Raw genomic sequence first — 16,455 nt, forward strand, 5'->3', positions numbered from 1 at the left:
GGGCCTAATTTAGGAGCAACACCGCCGCCGCGCCAGCCGCTGCCGAAACGATCGCGGTCAGCGCGTAGCGGCCGTAATGGCGGGGCTGCACGACCACCACATCGGGAAGCGGCGGCTGCGGCGGGGCGGCGCCGGGCGGAGGATAATAATAATCGATGCGGCGGATGAGCTCCGGAAGCTTACGAAGGGTTCGAAAATTGCGCACGATCTCGTCCGCAAGCTGCGCCTCGGGCCCAAGCTCACTCCTGATCCATTCGCGGAGGAACGGCTCCGACGTCTCCCACATGTTGATGTCGGGGTCGAGGTCGGTCGCGACGCCTTCCTCCATCACCATCGTCTTCTGGAGGAGGAGGAGGTGCGGCTGCGTCGGCATGTCGAAGTCGCGGGTGATGGTGAAAAGCCCGTCCAGCATCTGCCCGACGGAAATTTCCTTCACCGGAAGGCCGCGGATCGGCTCACCGACGGCGCGGAGCGCGGTCGCGAACTCCTCGATATTGTGGTGCGAGGGCACATATTGCGCCTCGAAATGGATTTCGGCCACGCGGCGGTAATTGCCGGTGATGAGGCCGTAGAGGATTTCGGCCAGCCACAGCCGCGCCTGCCGGTCCACCCGGCCCATGATGCCGAAGTCGATGGCCGCCAGGCGACCATCGGGGAGCGCGAACAGATTGCCCTGGTGAAGGTCGGCATGGAAGAAGCCGTCCACCACCGCCTGGCGGAGAAAAGCACGGACCAAAGTCGCGGCAAGCGCCTTCAAGTCATGCCCCGCAGCGACCAAAGCATCGCGGTCGGTGAGTTTGATGCCTTCGATCCACTCCATCGTCATCACGCGCCGGGCGGTGCGGCTCCAGTCGATCTCAGGCACGAAAAAGCCACTCTCGGCCTCCATCCCCTCGCGAAGCTCCGAGGCAGAGGCGGCTTCGCGGCGAAGGTCTAGCTCGCGCGCCGTCCACTGGCGGAAATGCGCGATGACGAGCCGCGGGCGAAGGCGCGCGGCCTCGCCGCCCATCGCTTCAACCTGCGCCGCCGCCCATTCGTAAGTATCGAGCGCCTTCGAAAATTCCTCCTCGATGTTCGGCCGCAGCACCTTCACCGCGACTAGCCGGCCGTCAGTAGTGACGGCGCGGTGCACCTGCGCAATGGAGGCGGCCCCGACCGGGTCCGGGTCGAATTCCGAATAGAAGCGCTCAAGAGGGCCTTCGAGAGCGGCCTCGATGCTCGCCCTGATCTGATCAAAGGGCGCGGGCGGAAGACTGTCCTGAAGTCGCTGCAAGTCCTTGGCCGCTTCCGGCCCGACAAGGTCCGGCCGCGTCGCCAACGCCTGGCCGAACTTAATCGCCGCCGGCCCGATATCCTGAAAGGCGGTGGCGTAGGTCGGCACCTTCGGCACGCGCGCACCAAAGCGGGCGATGCGGGCGAGCCGCCGCACCGGCGCCGGCGTATTGGGGTCGCGCTCGATCCCACGCAGCGCCCCGTGCCGCGCAAGCACTCGGCCCCATTTCAGGAGCCGCCAGATATGGACTGCCGGTGCGGTCAAATCTTCCAGCCGCTGTGAATGGCGACCGCGCCGCCGAGGATCGGTTCGACGCTCACGCGAGCGAAACCCGCCTTCTCGATCATCCCGGCGAAGGTCGGCATATCGGGGAAGCGGCGGATCGATTCGATCAGGTAGCGATAGCTGTCCTCGTCACCGGCAACGGCGCGGCCGACCCGCGGCACGATATTGTGGCTGTAGCTGTCGTAAAGCTCGCGGAAGCCCGGCCAGGTGGAGGTCGAGAATTCAAGGCAGAAGAAGCGGCCGCCGATGCGGAGCACGCGGTGCGCCTCGCGGAGCGCCGCCGGAATGTCGGTCACGTTCCGGATGCCGAAGGCGATCGTATAAGCGTCGAACGTCTGGTCGACGAAGGTCAAAGCCTCCGCATTTTCCTCCGCCCAGACCAAGCCCTCGATCCCCTGCCGCCGCGCCCGTTCAATGCCGACGTCCAGCATTTCGCGATTGATGTCGGCGACGGTGATCTGCGCGCCGGAACCCACCATGCGGAAGGCGATGTCGCCGGTGCCGCCTGCCATGTCGAGGATCGCCTCGCCCCGCCTTGGCTTCACCCGGCGCACGAACTGGTTCTTCCAGAGCCGGTGCATGCCGCCCGACATCAGGTCGTTCATAAGATCATATCGCGAGGCGACGTTAGAGAAGACGCCGCGCACCCGCCGCGTCTTTTCCTCGGGCGGAACCTCTTCGTAGCCGAAAGAAACCTTGTCCATTGCCGGGGCCTCTAGCAGGGAAGCGGGCGACATGAATAGAAGCAACCATGCCTGAGCTTCCCGAAGTCGAAACCACGGTGCGCGGACTTGTTCCGGTGCTGGAGGGGCGGCGGCTGACCTCGGTCGAGGCGCGACGGGCGGACCTCCGCTGGGCCTTTCCGCCCGACCTTCGCCAGCGGCTCACCGGCGCGCGGGTAACGACGCTCGGCCGGCGCGCGAAATACGGGCATATCGATACGGATCGCGGCGATACGCTCATCTTCCACCTCGGCATGTCCGGTCGCTGGCGGATTGACCCGGCCGAGATCGGCCTTCACGACCATTTCCTTCTTGAGACGGAGGAGGGGAGGCGACTTTCCCTCAACGATCCCCGCCGCTTCGGCTCGCTCGATCTCGTGCGGACGGAGGAGGTCGCTGCGTACAAGCCGTTCGTTCAGATGGGGCCGGAACCGCTGAGCACCGACTTCAACGCCGCCTATCTGAAAGAGGTGCTGGCAGGCCGCTCCGCGCCGATCAAGGCGCTGCTGCTCGACCAGCGCATTGTCGCCGGCCTCGGCAATATCTACGTCTGCGAAGCCCTCCATCTGGCGAGGATTGCGCCAGGCCGCGCCGGCGGACGCATCTCCAGGCCGCGCCTCGAAGCTTTGGTGCAGGCAATCAAGCAGGTGCTGCTCGCGGCCATCGAAGCGGGCGGATCCAGCCTTCGCGACTATGCGCGGCCGGACGGCGAGCTGGGCTATTTCTCCAAGCAATGGCGGGTCTATGGGCGGGAAGGCGAGGCATGCGAATGCGGCGCGCCGATTCGCCGCCGCGTCGACAGCGGCAGATCGACTTTCTATTGCGCCATTTGCCAGCGCTAGGCGGTTGACCTTTCAGCGCTTGCTGCGTAGAGAGCGCCCCTGACCGGTGCGGCCTCGATTCCGCGCCGTTTTCTTTTCAGCGATACGAGGCACTTACGATGGCGAATACGCCGCAGGCAAAGAAACGCATCCGCCGCAACGACCGCCGTGCGGAAATCAACGGCGCGCGCGTCAGCCGCATCCGGACCTTCATCAAGCAGCTCGAAACCGCGCTTGCGTCCGGCGACAAGGATCAGGCCCGCGCCGCCATGCAGAAGGTGCAGCCGGAACTGGCCCGCGGCGTTGCCAAGGGCGTCGTTCACAAGAACACCGCCGCCCGCAAGCTTTCGCGCCTGACGAAGAGGGTCGCAGCGCTCGGCTGAGCCTTTCAAAGCTTTTCAAAGAGTTCGGCCCGCCGGTCATTCCGGCGGGCTTTTTCGTGCCAAAATGAAACCTGCTGCGGAACCCTAGGTTTTCCTGCGATTCGCGCCTTCATTGCAGTTCCGTTACAGATCGACGACGGTTCCAAACCGCTGCGTTTTCAGCGGTTTTCTGAGGTTCTGACGGAAAAGCGGGCACTTTCCATGTCAACGCCATTTATTTCATCCACGACAATTTTTGGCTCTTGATCGACTCCCGATCTGCTTCCAAAAAACACGTCTCCGGCGGGGCGAATCTCCCCAACGGAGCGCAACACAGCATAACGAAACTGAATCGGCGGCGCCGGGGGGTGATTCGCCGTGAGGGGGACCGTTTGCTCAAAATATAGCCGCGAGGGTAGCGGCAACGGATTTATGAGGGGGTGCTCGCGTGGACCAGACGCCAGCCAGAGGCGAAGCTTTGACTAAAGGACCGGTCGATCCCATCGCTCATGCATGGGAGCAGATCCGCACCGGCCTTCGCCGCGATTGTGGCGCCCGCACCTTCGACGGCTGGCTTCGTCCGATCACGCTCGGTAATTACGATGCGCTGACGTCCACGGTGAAGCTCGACCTTCCGTCGCAATTCATGGCCGATTGGGTGCGCACGCACTTTCAGGAGCGGCTGTCGCTCGCATGGCGCGCTGCTTCGCCGTCGATCCGGAACGTCGTGATCGGCGTCGGTGCGGGCGCGTCCCGCACCGCGGCCGAGATCCCGGCGCAGATCCTCGAAGAGGAGCAGCCGGAGGATAAAGGCGGGCTCTATGCCGCGCAGCTGGAGCCCCGCTACAGCTTCGAGACCTTTGTGGTCGGCAAGGCCAACGAGGTTGCCTTCAACGCGGCGCGGACGCTCGCAACCGCCGACAATGTCGCCTTCAACCCGCTCTTCCTTCACGGCGGCACCGGCCGGGGCAAGACTCACCTTCTCCACGCCATCGGCCACGAATTCCGCGCCCGCCGCCCGGGCGCCAAGATCATCTACATGTCGGCCGAAAAGTTCATGGTCGAATTCGTCGCCGCGCTACGCGCCAACGAGACGATCCAGTTCAAGCAGCAGCTTCGCTCCGCCGACCTGCTGATGATCGACGACGTGCAGTTCATCGCCGGCAAGGAATCGACCCAGGAAGAATTCTTCCACACGATGAACGAGATCATCTCGGCCGGCCGCCGTCTCGTCATTTCGTCGGACCGTGCGCCGCAGGACCTGGACGGCATCGAGCCGCGCATCCTGTCGCGCCTCAGTTGGGGCCTCGTCGCCGACATCAATGCGGCTGACCTCGAGCTTCGCCTCTCGATCATCATGAAGAAACTCGAAGCGCTTCCCGAAGTCGAGGTGCCGCAGGACGTGGCGATGTTCCTTGCCAAGAGGATCAGCTCCAATGTCCGCGAATTGGAAGGCGCACTAAACCGTATCGCCGCTTATGCGGTGATGCAGAGCCGCCCGATCGACCTCGACTTCACCAGCGAAGTGCTTGCCAACATCCTCCGCGCCAATCAGCGCCGCATTTCCATCGACGAGATCCAGGGCAAGGTTTCGGACCATTACCGCATCCGGAAGGCCGAGATGACCTCGGCCCGCCGAGCGCGGGAGGTCGCGCGGCCCCGGCAGGTCGCGATGTATCTCTCGAAGCAGCTGACTCCGCGCTCGCTGCCGGAAATCGGCCGCCGCTTCGGCGGGCGCGATCACACCACCGTCATCCACGCGGTGCGGCAGATCGAAAAGCTTCGGCAGCAGGATGCGGAACTCGACGCCGACATCCGTCTGCTGACGCGGCAGCTGGAAAGCTAAGAAGCGGGGCCCGAAAGGGCAAAGGGGAAGGGGAGAGGCGCGCCGAAATTGCCCGCCTCTCCCCTTTTACTTTTCGGGCCACTCGAGCCCGTGAAAGGCGAAGCCCGCAAAGTTCGGCCATGCGGCGAACAGATGCGCAGTTTCGCGCGCCAGTGCCGCCATTCGCACTTCGTCGCCGAGGAAGCTCAGCCTCTGGGCCGGAATGTCGACCGTGCGCTGGCCCCGGTACATTGCCGCGCCCGGCACCGCGCGGCTGCCATCGAGAAGAAGGACTTGCGGTGCCTCTCCTGCTCCGACGGCAAGGTTACCCTCGGCAGCAGTCGTGAAAAGCTGTTCCTTCTCGTCCCGAAGCCGCTCCGCCTCAAGGCCGAGCCGCACCGGCTTGCCGTTCGCAGCGCCCCAGGCGAGCAGGGGCTCCGCGATCTGGCTCAGGAGCGCGGGATCAGTGCGGTAGGACATGACGGTCACCTCGCGCACGACCGGGGCGATCCTCTCGAGCATCGCCCGGCCCGCTTCCTCGTTCGGGATCCAGAAGGGGAGGACGAGGTGGATGGGTTCGCCCGTCGCCTCAGCGAGCGCCAGCATTGTCTCGGCCCATCCGGCATAGGTCGCCGCGCCGGTCTCTCCCCATTCGGCGAGCGTGTAGGGTTCGACATCATATTGGATTCCTGCCAGCCGCGCGGCGGGAGAGGCTTCCCGCTGATAGGCTGCGATAGCCCGCGCGCGTTCCACGGCAGCGGCACGTCCAGCCGGCAGCACCATGCGAGGGTCGCCCTCCACCGCCTCAACCGCTAGGCCAGCATCGGACGCTGCTTCAAGGAAGCGGCGTAAGCTCCGCTGGTTGGCAACCTTGCCGTCCTCAACCTCCAGCGACACGAAGAGCCGGTTCACCCCGCGTGCGCGGGCGGAAGCGATCAGCGCCTGTGGGTCCTGCCGCCAGAGCGACGGCGACCACGCCCAAGCAGACGCGTTGGAGGTCGGAGCAAAGGCTGCCGCCGGAGCAATACGAAGGTTGTTGAGAACCAACTTTCCGCCCTGCCACGGCGCCAGGACGGTAAGCTGTGCCGGGCCCGCAATCGCCGGGAGGGGAAGTGGCTCGTCCAAAGGCCGAGGCGCACGTGCATCGGCGCCAGCCGGCACCAGCTCCGCTCTGAAGTTATCCGATCCGCTCGCTGCCGTTTGTAGCACCAGCCTTCCGCCCTGCGGGAGCCGCGCGCCTTCGAAGCGTAGCACCGCTCCGGCCACGCTTGCACCGGGCGTGCATTCGAGCACCAGCTGCCCACTCGCGAGACTGACGGCACAACGGCCGTCCACGCCGAACGAAACAGCCCGAGCCTGCGTCAGCAGGTTCGTCCCGAGTGGAAGCGGATGAAGCGGCTCCGGCCTGCTCGTCCGGGCGCGGAGCGATAAGCGCGGTGGTCCGCCTTCCGGCGTCGTGACGACGATATCCTCGTTCGGCAGCGGTCGGCGCGGCAGCGTACCCATCCAGACGACCTCCTCCCGCGTCACGCCCTCCGGCAGGGTTTCCGCCGCCGGCGCCGCCAATACGGCTGCCAAGAGAAAGGGGAGAGCCGTCACCGGCCCTCCCCTAACTTCTTCTTTCGCTGGCTCAAAGTATCACTTTGAGCCGATCAATTTTAGCGGTTCCGCGGCGCCGGCGGCACGGTGATCTTCACCGTTTCGCCCGAGCGGCCGGGGAAGTTGGTGAACATCGCCTCGACGAGGTTCGGCACCAGCGTTTGGAGCTCGTCGGTGCGCGAACGCGCCTTGGCCGTGCCTTCGAACACCGACTGGCCGTCCGCCGCGCGCTTGATGTCCATGTCGAGATGGCTCGTATAGACGGTGTAGCTGCGGACATCGCCGTAGCCATAGCCCATCGGCGAATACCAGAACGGGTCGTCCCAGCCGTAGTAGAATGGCGAACGGGCGCGGTGGCCGTAATAGCCGAACCGCGAGTAGTAAGGCCGGTAGAACGGATCGTAGAACCCGCCATAGCCGTAGCGGCCGTAACGGCTGAAGCCCGGCGTCTCGACAATCTCGGTACGGCCCTGGTCGACGCCGTAATCGAGAGAGACGATGAGGGTGGCGGCCTGCGCGGACGGCGCCTCGCTATACCCTTGAGCGATCAGGTGCCGACGAACCTGGTCCGCATAGCGCGAGAATTCGAGGCCGCCGCGGTTCATCGGATCCGTGGCCTGAATGACGAAGCTCTGGCCCTGCGGCGCCGGCATCGCCTGAAAGCGCGAGACCTGCGTCGGAAGCCCGGTGGCGCAGCCGCCGAGGGTAAGAAGCGCCGCCGGAACGGCAAGCATCAGGAGTTTCTTGGAAACGGACATGGTACGCGTCCTTTCAGCGATTTTCATATTGTGGAGAATATACAACAACTTGGTCGTACCGCCAAGACGCTGAACGGTGACTGAAGGGCGATGAGCCGTTTCGTTCAGTAGCGCGGGAGGCCGAGCGCCTTGTACGCGCCGTCCAGCGTCGGCCTCGCCGTAGCGGCAGCGCGCTCCGATCCCGTGACCAGGATACGGTCGATCTCCGCAGGATCGGCAAGTAGCTGGTCCAGCCGCGCCTTGATCGGCCGCAACGTTTCGACGACAAGATCGGCCAGCGCTGGCTTGAAAGTGCCAAACCCTTGGCCTTCGAACTCCTTCAGCACGTCCGCAGGCGTACGCCCCGAAATCACCGCGAAGATGGTGACGAGGTTCCGGGCCTCCGGCCGCTCGCCAAGCGCGTCCCAGTCGCCCGGCAGCGGCTCCGGATCGGTCTTGGCCTTGCGGATCTTCTGCGCGACCGTGTCGCTGTCGTCGGTGAGGTTGATCCGGCTCATGTCGGAAGGATCGGATTTCGACATCTTGGCCGAACCGTCGCGAAGGCTCATGATTCGCGCCCCCGTTTCGCCGATCAGCGGCTCCGGGAGCGTGAACAATTCGACCGCGTAATCCGTATTGAACTTGGTCGCGATGTCGCGGATCAGCTCGATATGCTGCTTCTGGTCCTCGCCGACCGGAACATGCGTCGCCTGATAGAGAAGCACGTCGGCTGCTTGCAGTATCGGGTAGGCGTAGAGGCCCACGCTGGAGCCTTCGCGGTTCTTGCCCGACTTCTCCTTGAACTGCGTCATGCGGTTCAACCAGCCGATCCGGGCCGTGCAGTTCAATATCCAGGCAAGCTCCGGATGGGCCGGAACCCGCGCCTGATTGAACAAAACCGCCTTGTCCGGGTCGATGCCGCAGGCGATCAGGGTCGCCGACGCCTCGCGGATCGTGGCGGCAAGCTCCTTCGGATCGTTATAGACGGTTATCGCGTGGAGATCGGCGAGGAAGATGAAGCATTCGGTTTGATGCTGCATCTCCGCCCAGCGCTTGATCGCCCCGAGATAGTTGCCGAGATGCGGGTTGCCCGTCGGCTGGATGCCGGAAACGACGCGCATCAGGCGTCCACCTTCTTCTTGCGGAGGAGGATGAGGATGTCTTCCTTGTTGATCGCGCCGATCACCCAGGCGACGGCGAAATAGACCGCGCCGCCGACCGATACGAGCGTGCCGACGCCGATCAGGCGACGTCCGGTCGAGCCGGCGAAGAAGCCGTCCAGCGCCTCCCGGACGAAATAGAGCGCAGCCGCCATGATCGCGGCGGCGATGATCTGACGGATGATGCGGCTCCAGAGCCAGCTCTGGATGCGGAAATGGCCGCGGCGGGCGAGGATGCCGTAGAGCGCCAGCGCATTGAGCCACGCTGCAAGCGCGGTCGTGAAGGCGAGGGCGGCGATCCCCATCACCGGGATTAGGATGAAATTGAGGGCGATGCCGACGATCAACATCGAGGCCGCGATGATGATCGGCGTCTTCATGTCCTTTCGCGCATAGAAGCCCGGCGCCAGCACCTTGATGAGGACATAGGCGGGAAGGCCGCTGACGATGATCGACAGGACGAGCGCGGTGGTGCGGGCATCTTCGGCAGTGAACTTGCCGCCCTGGAACAGCGCCGCGACGATAGGGCCCGCGGTGACGGCGAGCGCGACGGCAGCCGGAAGCGTCAGCAGCATGGCAAGCTCGATCGCCTGGCTCTGCACCCGCGCCGCGCCTTCATTGTCGGCGGCGATGACCGAGCGGCTGAGCGCCGGCAGGATGGCGGTGCCGAGCGCCGATCCGATGATCGCCAGCGGAAGCTGGTTGAGGCGGTCCGCAAAGCCCAGATAGACGAGGGAGCCTTCGGGGAGGCTGGTGGCAAAATAGGCGTAAAAGGCCTGGCTGATATAATAGATGCCCCCTCCGAGCGTCGCCGGAAGGATGAGGACCACCAGCTCCTTCACGCCCGGCGTCAGGCGAGGCCGCGTCAGCCGGAGCTTCACGCCCGCCGCATGCGCGCTGCCCCAGCAAAGCGCGAGCTGAAGGACGCCGCCCGCGACCACGCCCCAAGCCATTGCCCGCGCGGTCTCAGGCCCGCCTTCCGGCACGATCAGCAAGGCCGCGATCAGCGCGATATTGAGCAGGGAGGGCGCGAATGCAGCCGCGGTGAAGCGCGACAGCGAGTTGAGCACACCGGAAAAGAGCGAGACGAGGCAGATGAAGACCAGATACGGCATCGTGATCCGCGTCAGCAGCACGGCCAGGCCGAACTTCTCCGGCTCGTCAGTCCATCCCGCCCCGATCAGGGCGATGAAGGCCGGCATGAAGACCATGAAGATGACCGTTATGATCATCAGCACCGGCATGAAGACCGCCAGCACCTCCTCCGCGAACCGGCGCGCTTCCTCGTTGTCCCCGTCCTTCATCCGGCCGCTGAACAGGGGCACGAAGCCCTGGCTGAACGCGCCTTCGCCGAACAGGCGGCGGAAGAGATTGGGGATGAGGAAGGCGAGGGCGAAGGCGTCGGCCGCCATGCCGGCGCCCATCACCCGTGCAAAGATCATCTCGCGCGCGAAGCCGAGCACGCGGCTCACCATGGTGAGTCCGCCGATCGTTCCGGTCGCCTTCCAGAGGTTCATGGGCTGTCCGCCCCTTCGTTCTTAAGCCTGGCCGGTGATTTCCGGCGCCTGCGCGCCGCCATTCTCCGCCTGCGCCTGCGCCGCCCGCTGCATGTAGAGCGCGCCGAAATCGATCGGATCGAGCATCAGCGGCGGGAAGGAGCCGTCACGGACCGTATCGGCAACGATGCGGCGGGCGAAGGGGAACAGGATGCGCGGTGCTTCGGCGAGGAGGAAGGGCTGAAGCTGCTCTTCGGGCAGGTTCCGCGCGCCGAACAGGCCCGCATAAAGAAGGTCGACCTTGAAGGCGGTGCCCTGATCTGCGCTCGCCGTCACATCGATCTTCAGAACGACTTCGTAAACGCCGTCGCCGACCTGCTGCGACCCGATGTTGAACTGGACGTCGATGCGCGGCGCGCCCTGCCATTGATAGACGGCCGGAGCGCTCGGATTTTCGAACGAAAGGTCCTTCACATATTGCGAGATGAGGCCGACCTCCGGAAGGTTGTTCTCGCCATTGGTCAGCTGTTCCGCGCCCTGTGCGCCTTCTTCTTCGGCCATGATCTTCTGTTACCCCGGGATATGGTGTGGAAAGCGCCGGCTTAGGAGCCGACGATGTCGCAGCGGCGGGTAGCAGGAGCGCTACCGGCACGCAACAATGCTGAGGTTCCGATCGTTCATCCTTCGTCCATTTGAAACATTCATGCTTGCGGCCTATGTAGGATGCCGAAATTCTCTGGAGTGCGTGACCGGTGACCGTTGAAATCGTCCTGCTTGCCATGGTGGCCCTCTTCGTCGGGCTTCGGCTTTACGCCGTCCTCGGCCGCCGGACGGGGCATGAGCAGCAGCCGGTGACCCGGCCCGACGCCGTTCCGGGCTCCGAAGCGCCCGCGCCGATCACCGACATCGCTCCGGAACGCAGCGAAGGCAGCGGCCTCGTCTACGAGGATCGCGCCGCAACCGGCATCCGCGCCATCGTCTCGGCCGATCCGGCCTTCGACGTCGCCCGTTTCCTCGAAGGCGCGCAGGCCGCCTACCGCATGATCCTCGAAGCCTTCTGGAAAGGCGACCGCGAAGAGCTTGCTTATCTCGTCGGCGGCGACGTTCGCGCATCCTTTGAGGAAGCGATCACTGAGCGCGACGCTCAGGGCTACAAGCTCGACAACCGCCTGATCGCCATCGAGCGTGCGGTGATCGAGGATGCGGAGCTTAACGGCCGCACAGCCCGTATCGAAGTCCGCTTCGACGCCGACATCGCCGCCGTCACCCGCAACGAAGCGGGCGAGGTGGTCGCCGGATCGCTCAGCGACGCGGTCCAGACCCACGACGTCTGGACCTTCGAGCGGACGCTCGGAAGCGACGACCCGAACTGGCTGCTCGTCGAAACCGACGAAGTCGCCTGATCTCCAGCTTTCCTATCGCTTGCCGCCCGCGCTATGCCGGGCGGATGATTACGCGCGACTCAAGCCTTGCCGCTTCTTCGATCGATCACTTCAGTTCGATTTGGTCCATTTCGAAGCGTCGTTGGTGTGACCTTTGTGACCTTTGGCTGAAACGGCTGTGCGTCGCGAGCCTGGTGGCCGTGGCCGCGTGCGTTCCGAAACCGACTCCGCCGGTGGGCGAGCCGACGCCGCCGGAAAAGCCTCCGGTTCAGCAGCCGCCGGTCCAGCAGCCTCCGGCGCAGCCGAAGCCGCATAACGCCGTGCTTGCAGGCGTCCGCGCCGGTCCAGCCATCGAGAGCCTCGGCATCACGCCCGCTTCGGCCTCCGCCGCCCTCCGCGCCTTCCGAATTTCCTGCCCGTCCGTTCAGCGCCGGACCGATGCATCGGGCCTGACGCGTGGCAGCGACTGGGCGACCCCTTGCGCCGCTGCTCCCACTTGGCCGGAGAGCAATGCACTCGGCTTCTTCACCACCCATTTCGAAACCGCCGCGGTCACGGGCGACGCCCACGCCACCGGCTATTACGAGCCGGAGATCCGCGGCTCCCGCACGCGCCAGCCGGGCTATGAGACGCCGATCTATCGGACGCCGCCCGACCTTCTCACCACCAATCCGCTGACCGGCGAGCGTGGTCGCGGACGCTTGAATGAGCGAGGCGAGTACGTCCTTTATTACGAGCGGTCCGAGATTGAAGATGGGGCGCTTGCGAACAAGGGGCTGGAGATCGGCTGGGCCGCCGACCCGATCGAATTGTTCTTCCTCCACATCCAGGGATCGGGCCGGCTGATCCTGCCGGACGGCAACGTCATGCGGATCGGCTACGACAATCAGAACGGCCGCGAATATCTCGCTATCGGGCGGATCATGCGCGACCGCGGCATCCTCCAGACCGGCGGCACGTCGATGCAGCATATCGTCGCCTGGCTTCGTGCCAATCCGGAGGAAGGCCGCGCAATTATGCGCGAGAATAAGAGCTACATCTTCTTCAAGGAACTGACCGGGCCCGGCCCCTTGGGCGCGCTCGGCCTTCCGGTCACGCCGCGCGCCACCGTCGCCGCCGATCCGATGTTCGTACCCCTGGGTGCGCCTGTCTTCCTCCAGATCGACCGGCCAGAGGCGAACGGCCTCTGGGTCGCGCAGGATACCGGGGGCGCGATCAAGGGCGCGAACCGCTTCGACACCTTCTGGGGCGCGGGCGCGGAGGCCGAACGGATCGCCGGCGGAATGTCCGGCCGGGGCACCGCCTACGTTCTTGTGCCGAAGGGAATCGTCGCGCGGGTCCTTGCCAATGCCCCGCCGCCTCAGCCCTGAGGAGCGGGCGCTCTGGGCAAAGGTCGTCGCAACCGTCCAGCCGCTCCATGGGGCCGCTGAAGCCGAGCCTGAAGCGCCGGAGTCGCTGCCTGCGGCCAGGCCGCTAGAGGTCCGGCCACTCCGCCCGGCACCTCCCGCGCCGCCTGCTCCGAAAAGCGGCCCCGGCACCACGCTCGACGGAACTTGGGACCGGCGGCTCGGCCGTGGCACAGTGCAGCCGGACTTCACCTTAGACCTTCATGGGCACAATCTCGCCACCGCTTATTCGCTGCTGGACAGCCGTCTGGAGCAGGCGATCGCGTCCGGCGCGCGCGTCCTCCTCCTCGTTACGGGAAAGCCGCCGCAGGGCGAACCGCCCGCGCGTAGGGGCAAGATCAGGGCAGCGGTCGGTGACTGGCTCGCCGCCTCCCGCCATGCCGGCGACATCGCCGCGGTGCGGAACGCCCACCCTCGCCACGGCGGCGCGGGCGCGCTCTACATCGTGCTTCGCCGCAAGAGAACGTGAATACGAAATCGTAACGCCTTTCGGTTAATTCATCCTGTCCGGTAGAAATGCCGGGGGGAAGGGGACCGTCGGCGCGAATGCTCAAGGAAAGGCTGCAGAAGTTCGGCAATGCCGTCCTGTCCGTGCTGGCAGGCTTCTCCTCATTCGTTTTCACCTTGATGGCCCTGCTCGTCCTCCGCGAACTGGACGAGAAGATCCTTGCCGCGATCACGATGGGTACCTTCGCACTGCTCATCACCTGGATCGCCTCCGAACGTCCAAACAGCGGGCAGGGGAGGGCGATCAAGGCGCTGATCGACCGGCTGCTAGCCGTGAAGCGCGGCGACCTCTCGTCGCCCGCACCTAAGATCGTTCGCAAGCAATTGCCGGCCCTCGCCACTGCGGTGGACGCGCTCTTCGACCAGGTCCGATCTAACCTCGACGATGTGCGGGCCATGGCGATGTATGATCCCGTAACATCACTGCCCAACCGGCTCTATTTTAAGCGCGAGGGTGAGACTGTTCTCGAGGCGCGGCAGCCCGCCGAGCGTGCGGCCCTGCTCTTCATCGATCTGGACGGCTTCAAGGAAGTGAACGACAGCTTCGGCCATGCACAGGGCGACCAAGTGTTGGCTTCAGTGGCGAACCGCCTCCGCCTGCTCGTGACAGAGCAAGCCGAGCCCGGCCGCCTCTCCCAGCCGATCATTGCCCGCCTCGCCGGCGACGAATTCACTCTGCTCTTCCCGTCTGTCGTCAGCACGGAAGAGGCGCGCAGCATTGCCGAGAAGGTGCTTGCCGAGCTTTCCGAGCCGTTCGCGGCCGGTACGCACTCCGTCAGCATCGGCGCCTCCATCGGCGTTGCGCTCTGCCCCAACCATGGCACCGACCTTGCCAGCCTGATGAAGGCTGCGGACATTGCTATGTATCACGCGAAGGCAAGCGGCCGTTCCCAGGTCTGCGTCTATAATGAGGAACTCGCCATCGCCTTCGCCGGCAGGCTCGAAACCGAGCGAGCGTTACGCGAGGCGCTGGCACGAGACGAATTCACCCTTGCCTATCAGCCGCAGGTTTGCGCCCGGAGCGGCGAGGTGGTTGCGGGGGAGGCGCTCCTCCGCTGGAACCATCCAACCCGTGGCACCCTGCTCCCGGGCAGCTTCATCCCCATTGCCGAGGAAAGCACGCTCATCGGGGCCATTGGCGATTGGGTGATCGACGCCGTCATTGAAGCGCTAGGCAGGTGGAAAGCCGCCGGCGCGACGCAGCGGCTCACCTTCAACGTCTCACCGGGTCAGGCGGAGCGGCCGGGTTTCTTCGCGCGCCTGCGCGAGAAAATCGAGGAAACGGGCTCACCGCCCTGGCTGCTCGAGCTCGAATTCACTGAGACGATGGCGATGCAATGCAGCGATAACGTGATCGCCGAGCTTGCCGCGCTCCGCGCCGATGGCGTTTCGATCGCCATCGACGATTTTGGATCCGGCTATTCGAACCTCGCCCGTATGAAGGACATGCCGATCGACCGGGTGAAGCTCGACCGCAGCCTCATCTCCGACATCGACAGTTCGGAAAATGCCCGCACCATCATCGCGGCGGTCATCCACCTCATTCATGGCCTTGGTCTCGAAGTGGTTGCCGAGGGCGTGGAGCGGAAGGACCAGATCGACGTACTGCGCGCCGTCGGCTGCGACACCTTTCAAGGCCATGCCTTCGCAGAGGCGATGCCGGAAGAGCGTTTCTTCGAGTGGCTTCGTCAGGGTCAGCCGGACGCCAAGAGCGCTTGATCAGCCGAGCGCGGTCCGAAGCACTCGCGCGTAAATCCGCGTAAGCGCCCGAATATCCTCGACCGAGGCCGCCTCGTCGAGTTTGTGCATCGTCGCGTTCGGCAGACCGAAATCCACGACCGGGCAGAGCTTGATCAGGAACCGTCCATCCGACGTGCCGCCGCTCGTCGACAGCTCCGGCTCCACGCCCGTTTCGGCTCGAATGGCTTCCGTGACGATGTCGAATATCGGCCCCGGCGGCGTCAGGAAGGCTTCGCCTGATATCTTGGCTTCGACTGTGGCGCCGGGCGCTGTTTCCTCAACCGTTCGCCGCACCAGCGCAACCAGCTCTTCCCCCTTGTGCAGACTGTTGAACCGGATGTTGAGCTGCGTGGTTGCAGAGCCCGGAATGATGTTGGTCGCCTTGGTCGGCGTGCCCGCAGCTGTGAATTCCAGGTTCGACGGCTGGAAGCCCTCGGTGCCGTCGTCGAGGTGCAGAGCGTCGAGCGCCGCGATCACCCGCGCCAGCTTCGGAATCGGATTGTCCGCCCTATGCGGATAGGCGACATGCCCCTGCGCCCCGGGCACCGTGATCCACATGTTCACCGTACCGCGGCGGCCGATCTTCACCGTATCGCCGAGACGGTCGACTGAGGTGGGCTCGCCGATCAGGATCATGTCGGGGCGGATGTTCCGCTCCGCCATCCATTCCATGATCCGCGGCGTGCCGTAGGTGGCGGGTCCTTCCTCGTCGCCCGTAATGATGAAGCTGATCGTACCCTTGTGCTCGGCAAGCTCGGAGCAGGCGGCTGCGAAGGCGGCGACGCCGCCTTTCATGTCCACCGCGCCGCGGCCATAGAGAAGGCCGCCGCGCACTTCCGGAGTGAAGGCATCGCCGGTCCAGCCCTCGCCCGGAGGCACGACATCGAGGTGTCCGGCAAAGCCGATATGCGGCGATCCGCTCCCGCGCGTGGCGACGAGATTCTCGACCGGTCCGTCCGGCGCTTTGCCCAAGGTAAAGCGGTGCACCTCGAAGCCGAGCGGCCTCAGCGCCTCCTCCAGCACGTCGAACACTTCGCCGCTGGCGGGCGTCACCGAAGGAACGGCGATGAGGCGGGAGGCGAGCTCGATCGGGTCGATTGCAGCGGTCATGCCGCTCGCCTAGCAAGGCGCCATCGTCCT

Annotated in this window: 15 protein-coding genes; 7 read left to right on the forward strand and 8 right to left on the reverse strand. The window is 65.0% G+C overall.

Going from position 1 to position 16,455, the window contains the following annotated elements; translation table 11 throughout:
* Positions 1-4 precede the first annotated feature (4 nt).
* On the reverse strand, positions 5-1,537 hold the full coding sequence (gene ubiB / locus VGD10_RS13160) for a 2-polyprenylphenol 6-hydroxylase (RefSeq protein ID WP_331041271.1): 1,533 nt from the start codon (positions 1,535-1,537) through the stop codon (positions 5-7).
* On the reverse strand, positions 1,534-2,262 hold the full coding sequence (locus VGD10_RS13165; RefSeq protein ID WP_331041272.1) for a class I SAM-dependent methyltransferase: 729 nt from the start codon (positions 2,260-2,262) through the stop codon (positions 1,534-1,536). The genes ubiB and VGD10_RS13165 overlap by 4 nt, the downstream gene beginning before the upstream one ends.
* A gap of 47 nt (positions 2,263-2,309) precedes the next feature.
* On the opposite strand from VGD10_RS13165, the gene mutM reads away from it, so the two are divergent.
* The 3 genes from mutM to dnaA all read left to right on the forward strand — a co-directional run bounded on the left by mutM (position 2,310) and on the right by dnaA (position 5,309).
* Positions 2,310-3,122, forward strand: a complete 813-nt coding sequence (gene mutM / locus VGD10_RS13170) for a bifunctional DNA-formamidopyrimidine glycosylase/DNA-(apurinic or apyrimidinic site) lyase (protein ID WP_331041273.1) — start codon at positions 2,310-2,312, stop codon at positions 3,120-3,122.
* A gap of 98 nt (positions 3,123-3,220) precedes the next feature.
* On the forward strand, positions 3,221-3,484 hold the full coding sequence (rpsT, locus tag VGD10_RS13175; RefSeq protein ID WP_331041274.1) for a 30S ribosomal protein S20: 264 nt from the start codon (positions 3,221-3,223) through the stop codon (positions 3,482-3,484).
* Between the two features lie 457 nt (positions 3,485-3,941).
* A complete protein-coding gene (gene dnaA / locus VGD10_RS13180; protein WP_331041275.1) occupies positions 3,942-5,309 on the forward strand; it encodes a chromosomal replication initiator protein DnaA in 1,368 nt (455 codons plus the stop codon).
* A 66-nt stretch (positions 5,310-5,375) separates the two neighbouring features.
* Here dnaA and VGD10_RS13185 read toward each other — a convergent pair whose 3' ends face one another.
* The 5 genes from VGD10_RS13185 to secB all read right to left on the reverse strand — a co-directional run bounded on the left by VGD10_RS13185 (position 5,376) and on the right by secB (position 10,841).
* Positions 5,376-6,887 (reverse strand): hypothetical protein, encoded by a 1,512-nt coding sequence (locus VGD10_RS13185; protein WP_331041276.1) that lies wholly within the window; start codon positions 6,885-6,887, stop codon positions 5,376-5,378.
* A 59-nt stretch (positions 6,888-6,946) separates the two neighbouring features.
* The gene (locus VGD10_RS13190; RefSeq protein WP_331041277.1) at positions 6,947-7,645 is read right to left on the reverse strand and encodes a DUF4136 domain-containing protein; all 699 of its coding nucleotides are present in this window, start codon (positions 7,643-7,645) and stop codon (positions 6,947-6,949) included.
* A 104-nt stretch (positions 7,646-7,749) separates the two neighbouring features.
* Positions 7,750-8,745, reverse strand: coding sequence for a tryptophan--tRNA ligase (gene trpS, locus VGD10_RS13195; RefSeq protein ID WP_331041278.1), 996 nt, complete (start codon positions 8,743-8,745; stop codon positions 7,750-7,752).
* Positions 8,745-10,301 (reverse strand): murein biosynthesis integral membrane protein MurJ, encoded by a 1,557-nt coding sequence (gene murJ / locus VGD10_RS13200; RefSeq protein ID WP_331041279.1) that lies wholly within the window; start codon positions 10,299-10,301, stop codon positions 8,745-8,747. The genes trpS and murJ overlap by 1 nt, the downstream gene beginning before the upstream one ends.
* Positions 10,302-10,322: 21 nt before the next feature.
* A complete protein-coding gene (gene secB / locus VGD10_RS13205; protein WP_331041280.1) occupies positions 10,323-10,841 on the reverse strand; it encodes a protein-export chaperone SecB in 519 nt (172 codons plus the stop codon).
* A 218-nt stretch (positions 10,842-11,059) separates the two neighbouring features.
* Between secB and VGD10_RS13210 the strand changes: the two genes are divergently transcribed.
* From VGD10_RS13210 to VGD10_RS13225, 4 genes are all read left to right on the forward strand, one after another.
* Positions 11,060-11,683, forward strand: a complete 624-nt coding sequence (locus tag VGD10_RS13210) for a Tim44/TimA family putative adaptor protein (protein WP_414639535.1) — start codon at positions 11,060-11,062, stop codon at positions 11,681-11,683.
* Between the two features lie 173 nt (positions 11,684-11,856).
* Complete coding sequence (locus VGD10_RS13215; protein ID WP_331041282.1) at positions 11,857-13,032, forward strand: murein transglycosylase A; 1,176 nt, start codon at positions 11,857-11,859, stop codon at positions 13,030-13,032.
* Positions 13,010-13,537, forward strand: a complete 528-nt coding sequence (locus VGD10_RS13220; RefSeq protein ID WP_331041283.1) for a Smr/MutS family protein — start codon at positions 13,010-13,012, stop codon at positions 13,535-13,537. Before VGD10_RS13215 ends, VGD10_RS13220 begins: the two co-directional genes overlap by 23 nt.
* A 77-nt stretch (positions 13,538-13,614) precedes the next feature.
* Entirely contained in the window at positions 13,615-15,294 is a 1,680-nt protein-coding gene (locus VGD10_RS13225) for a putative bifunctional diguanylate cyclase/phosphodiesterase (protein WP_331041284.1), read from the forward strand.
* On the opposite strand, the gene dapE is transcribed toward VGD10_RS13225, so the two are convergent.
* Entirely contained in the window at positions 15,295-16,425 is a 1,131-nt protein-coding gene (gene dapE, locus VGD10_RS13230) for a succinyl-diaminopimelate desuccinylase (RefSeq protein ID WP_331041285.1), read from the reverse strand. It abuts the gene before it with no gap.
* Positions 16,426-16,455 lie beyond the last annotated feature (30 nt).

The sequence above is a fragment of the Allosphingosinicella sp. genome, assembly GCF_036402135.1.
GTDB lineage: Bacteria > Pseudomonadota > Alphaproteobacteria > Sphingomonadales > Sphingomonadaceae > Allosphingosinicella.

What these genes read in the sequence shown, in the direction of transcription:
- murJ (WP_331041279.1), bottom strand. Translation starts at nt 10,301, where the DNA reads ATGAACCTCTGGAAGGCGACCGGAACGATCGGCGGACTCACCATGGTG.
- VGD10_RS13210 (WP_414639535.1), top strand. Translation starts at nt 11,060, where the DNA reads ATGGTGGCCCTCTTCGTCGGGCTTCGGCTTTACGCCGTCCTCGGCCGC.
- mutM (WP_331041273.1), top strand. Translation starts at nt 2,310, where the DNA reads ATGCCTGAGCTTCCCGAAGTCGAAACCACGGTGCGCGGACTTGTTCCG.
- rpsT (WP_331041274.1), top strand. Translation starts at nt 3,221, where the DNA reads ATGGCGAATACGCCGCAGGCAAAGAAACGCATCCGCCGCAACGACCGC.
- VGD10_RS13165 (WP_331041272.1), bottom strand. Translation starts at nt 2,262, where the DNA reads ATGGACAAGGTTTCTTTCGGCTACGAAGAGGTTCCGCCCGAGGAAAAG.
- secB (WP_331041280.1), bottom strand. Translation starts at nt 10,841, where the DNA reads ATGGCCGAAGAAGAAGGCGCACAGGGCGCGGAACAGCTGACCAATGGC.
- VGD10_RS13225 (WP_331041284.1), top strand. Translation starts at nt 13,615, where the DNA reads ATGCTCAAGGAAAGGCTGCAGAAGTTCGGCAATGCCGTCCTGTCCGTG.
- dapE (WP_331041285.1), bottom strand. Translation starts at nt 16,425, where the DNA reads ATGACCGCTGCAATCGACCCGATCGAGCTCGCCTCCCGCCTCATCGCC.
- VGD10_RS13190 (WP_331041277.1), bottom strand. Translation starts at nt 7,645, where the DNA reads ATGTCCGTTTCCAAGAAACTCCTGATGCTTGCCGTTCCGGCGGCGCTT.
- trpS (WP_331041278.1), bottom strand. Translation starts at nt 8,745, where the DNA reads ATGCGCGTCGTTTCCGGCATCCAGCCGACGGGCAACCCGCATCTCGGC.
- VGD10_RS13220 (WP_331041283.1), top strand. Translation starts at nt 13,010, where the DNA reads ATGCCCCGCCGCCTCAGCCCTGAGGAGCGGGCGCTCTGGGCAAAGGTC.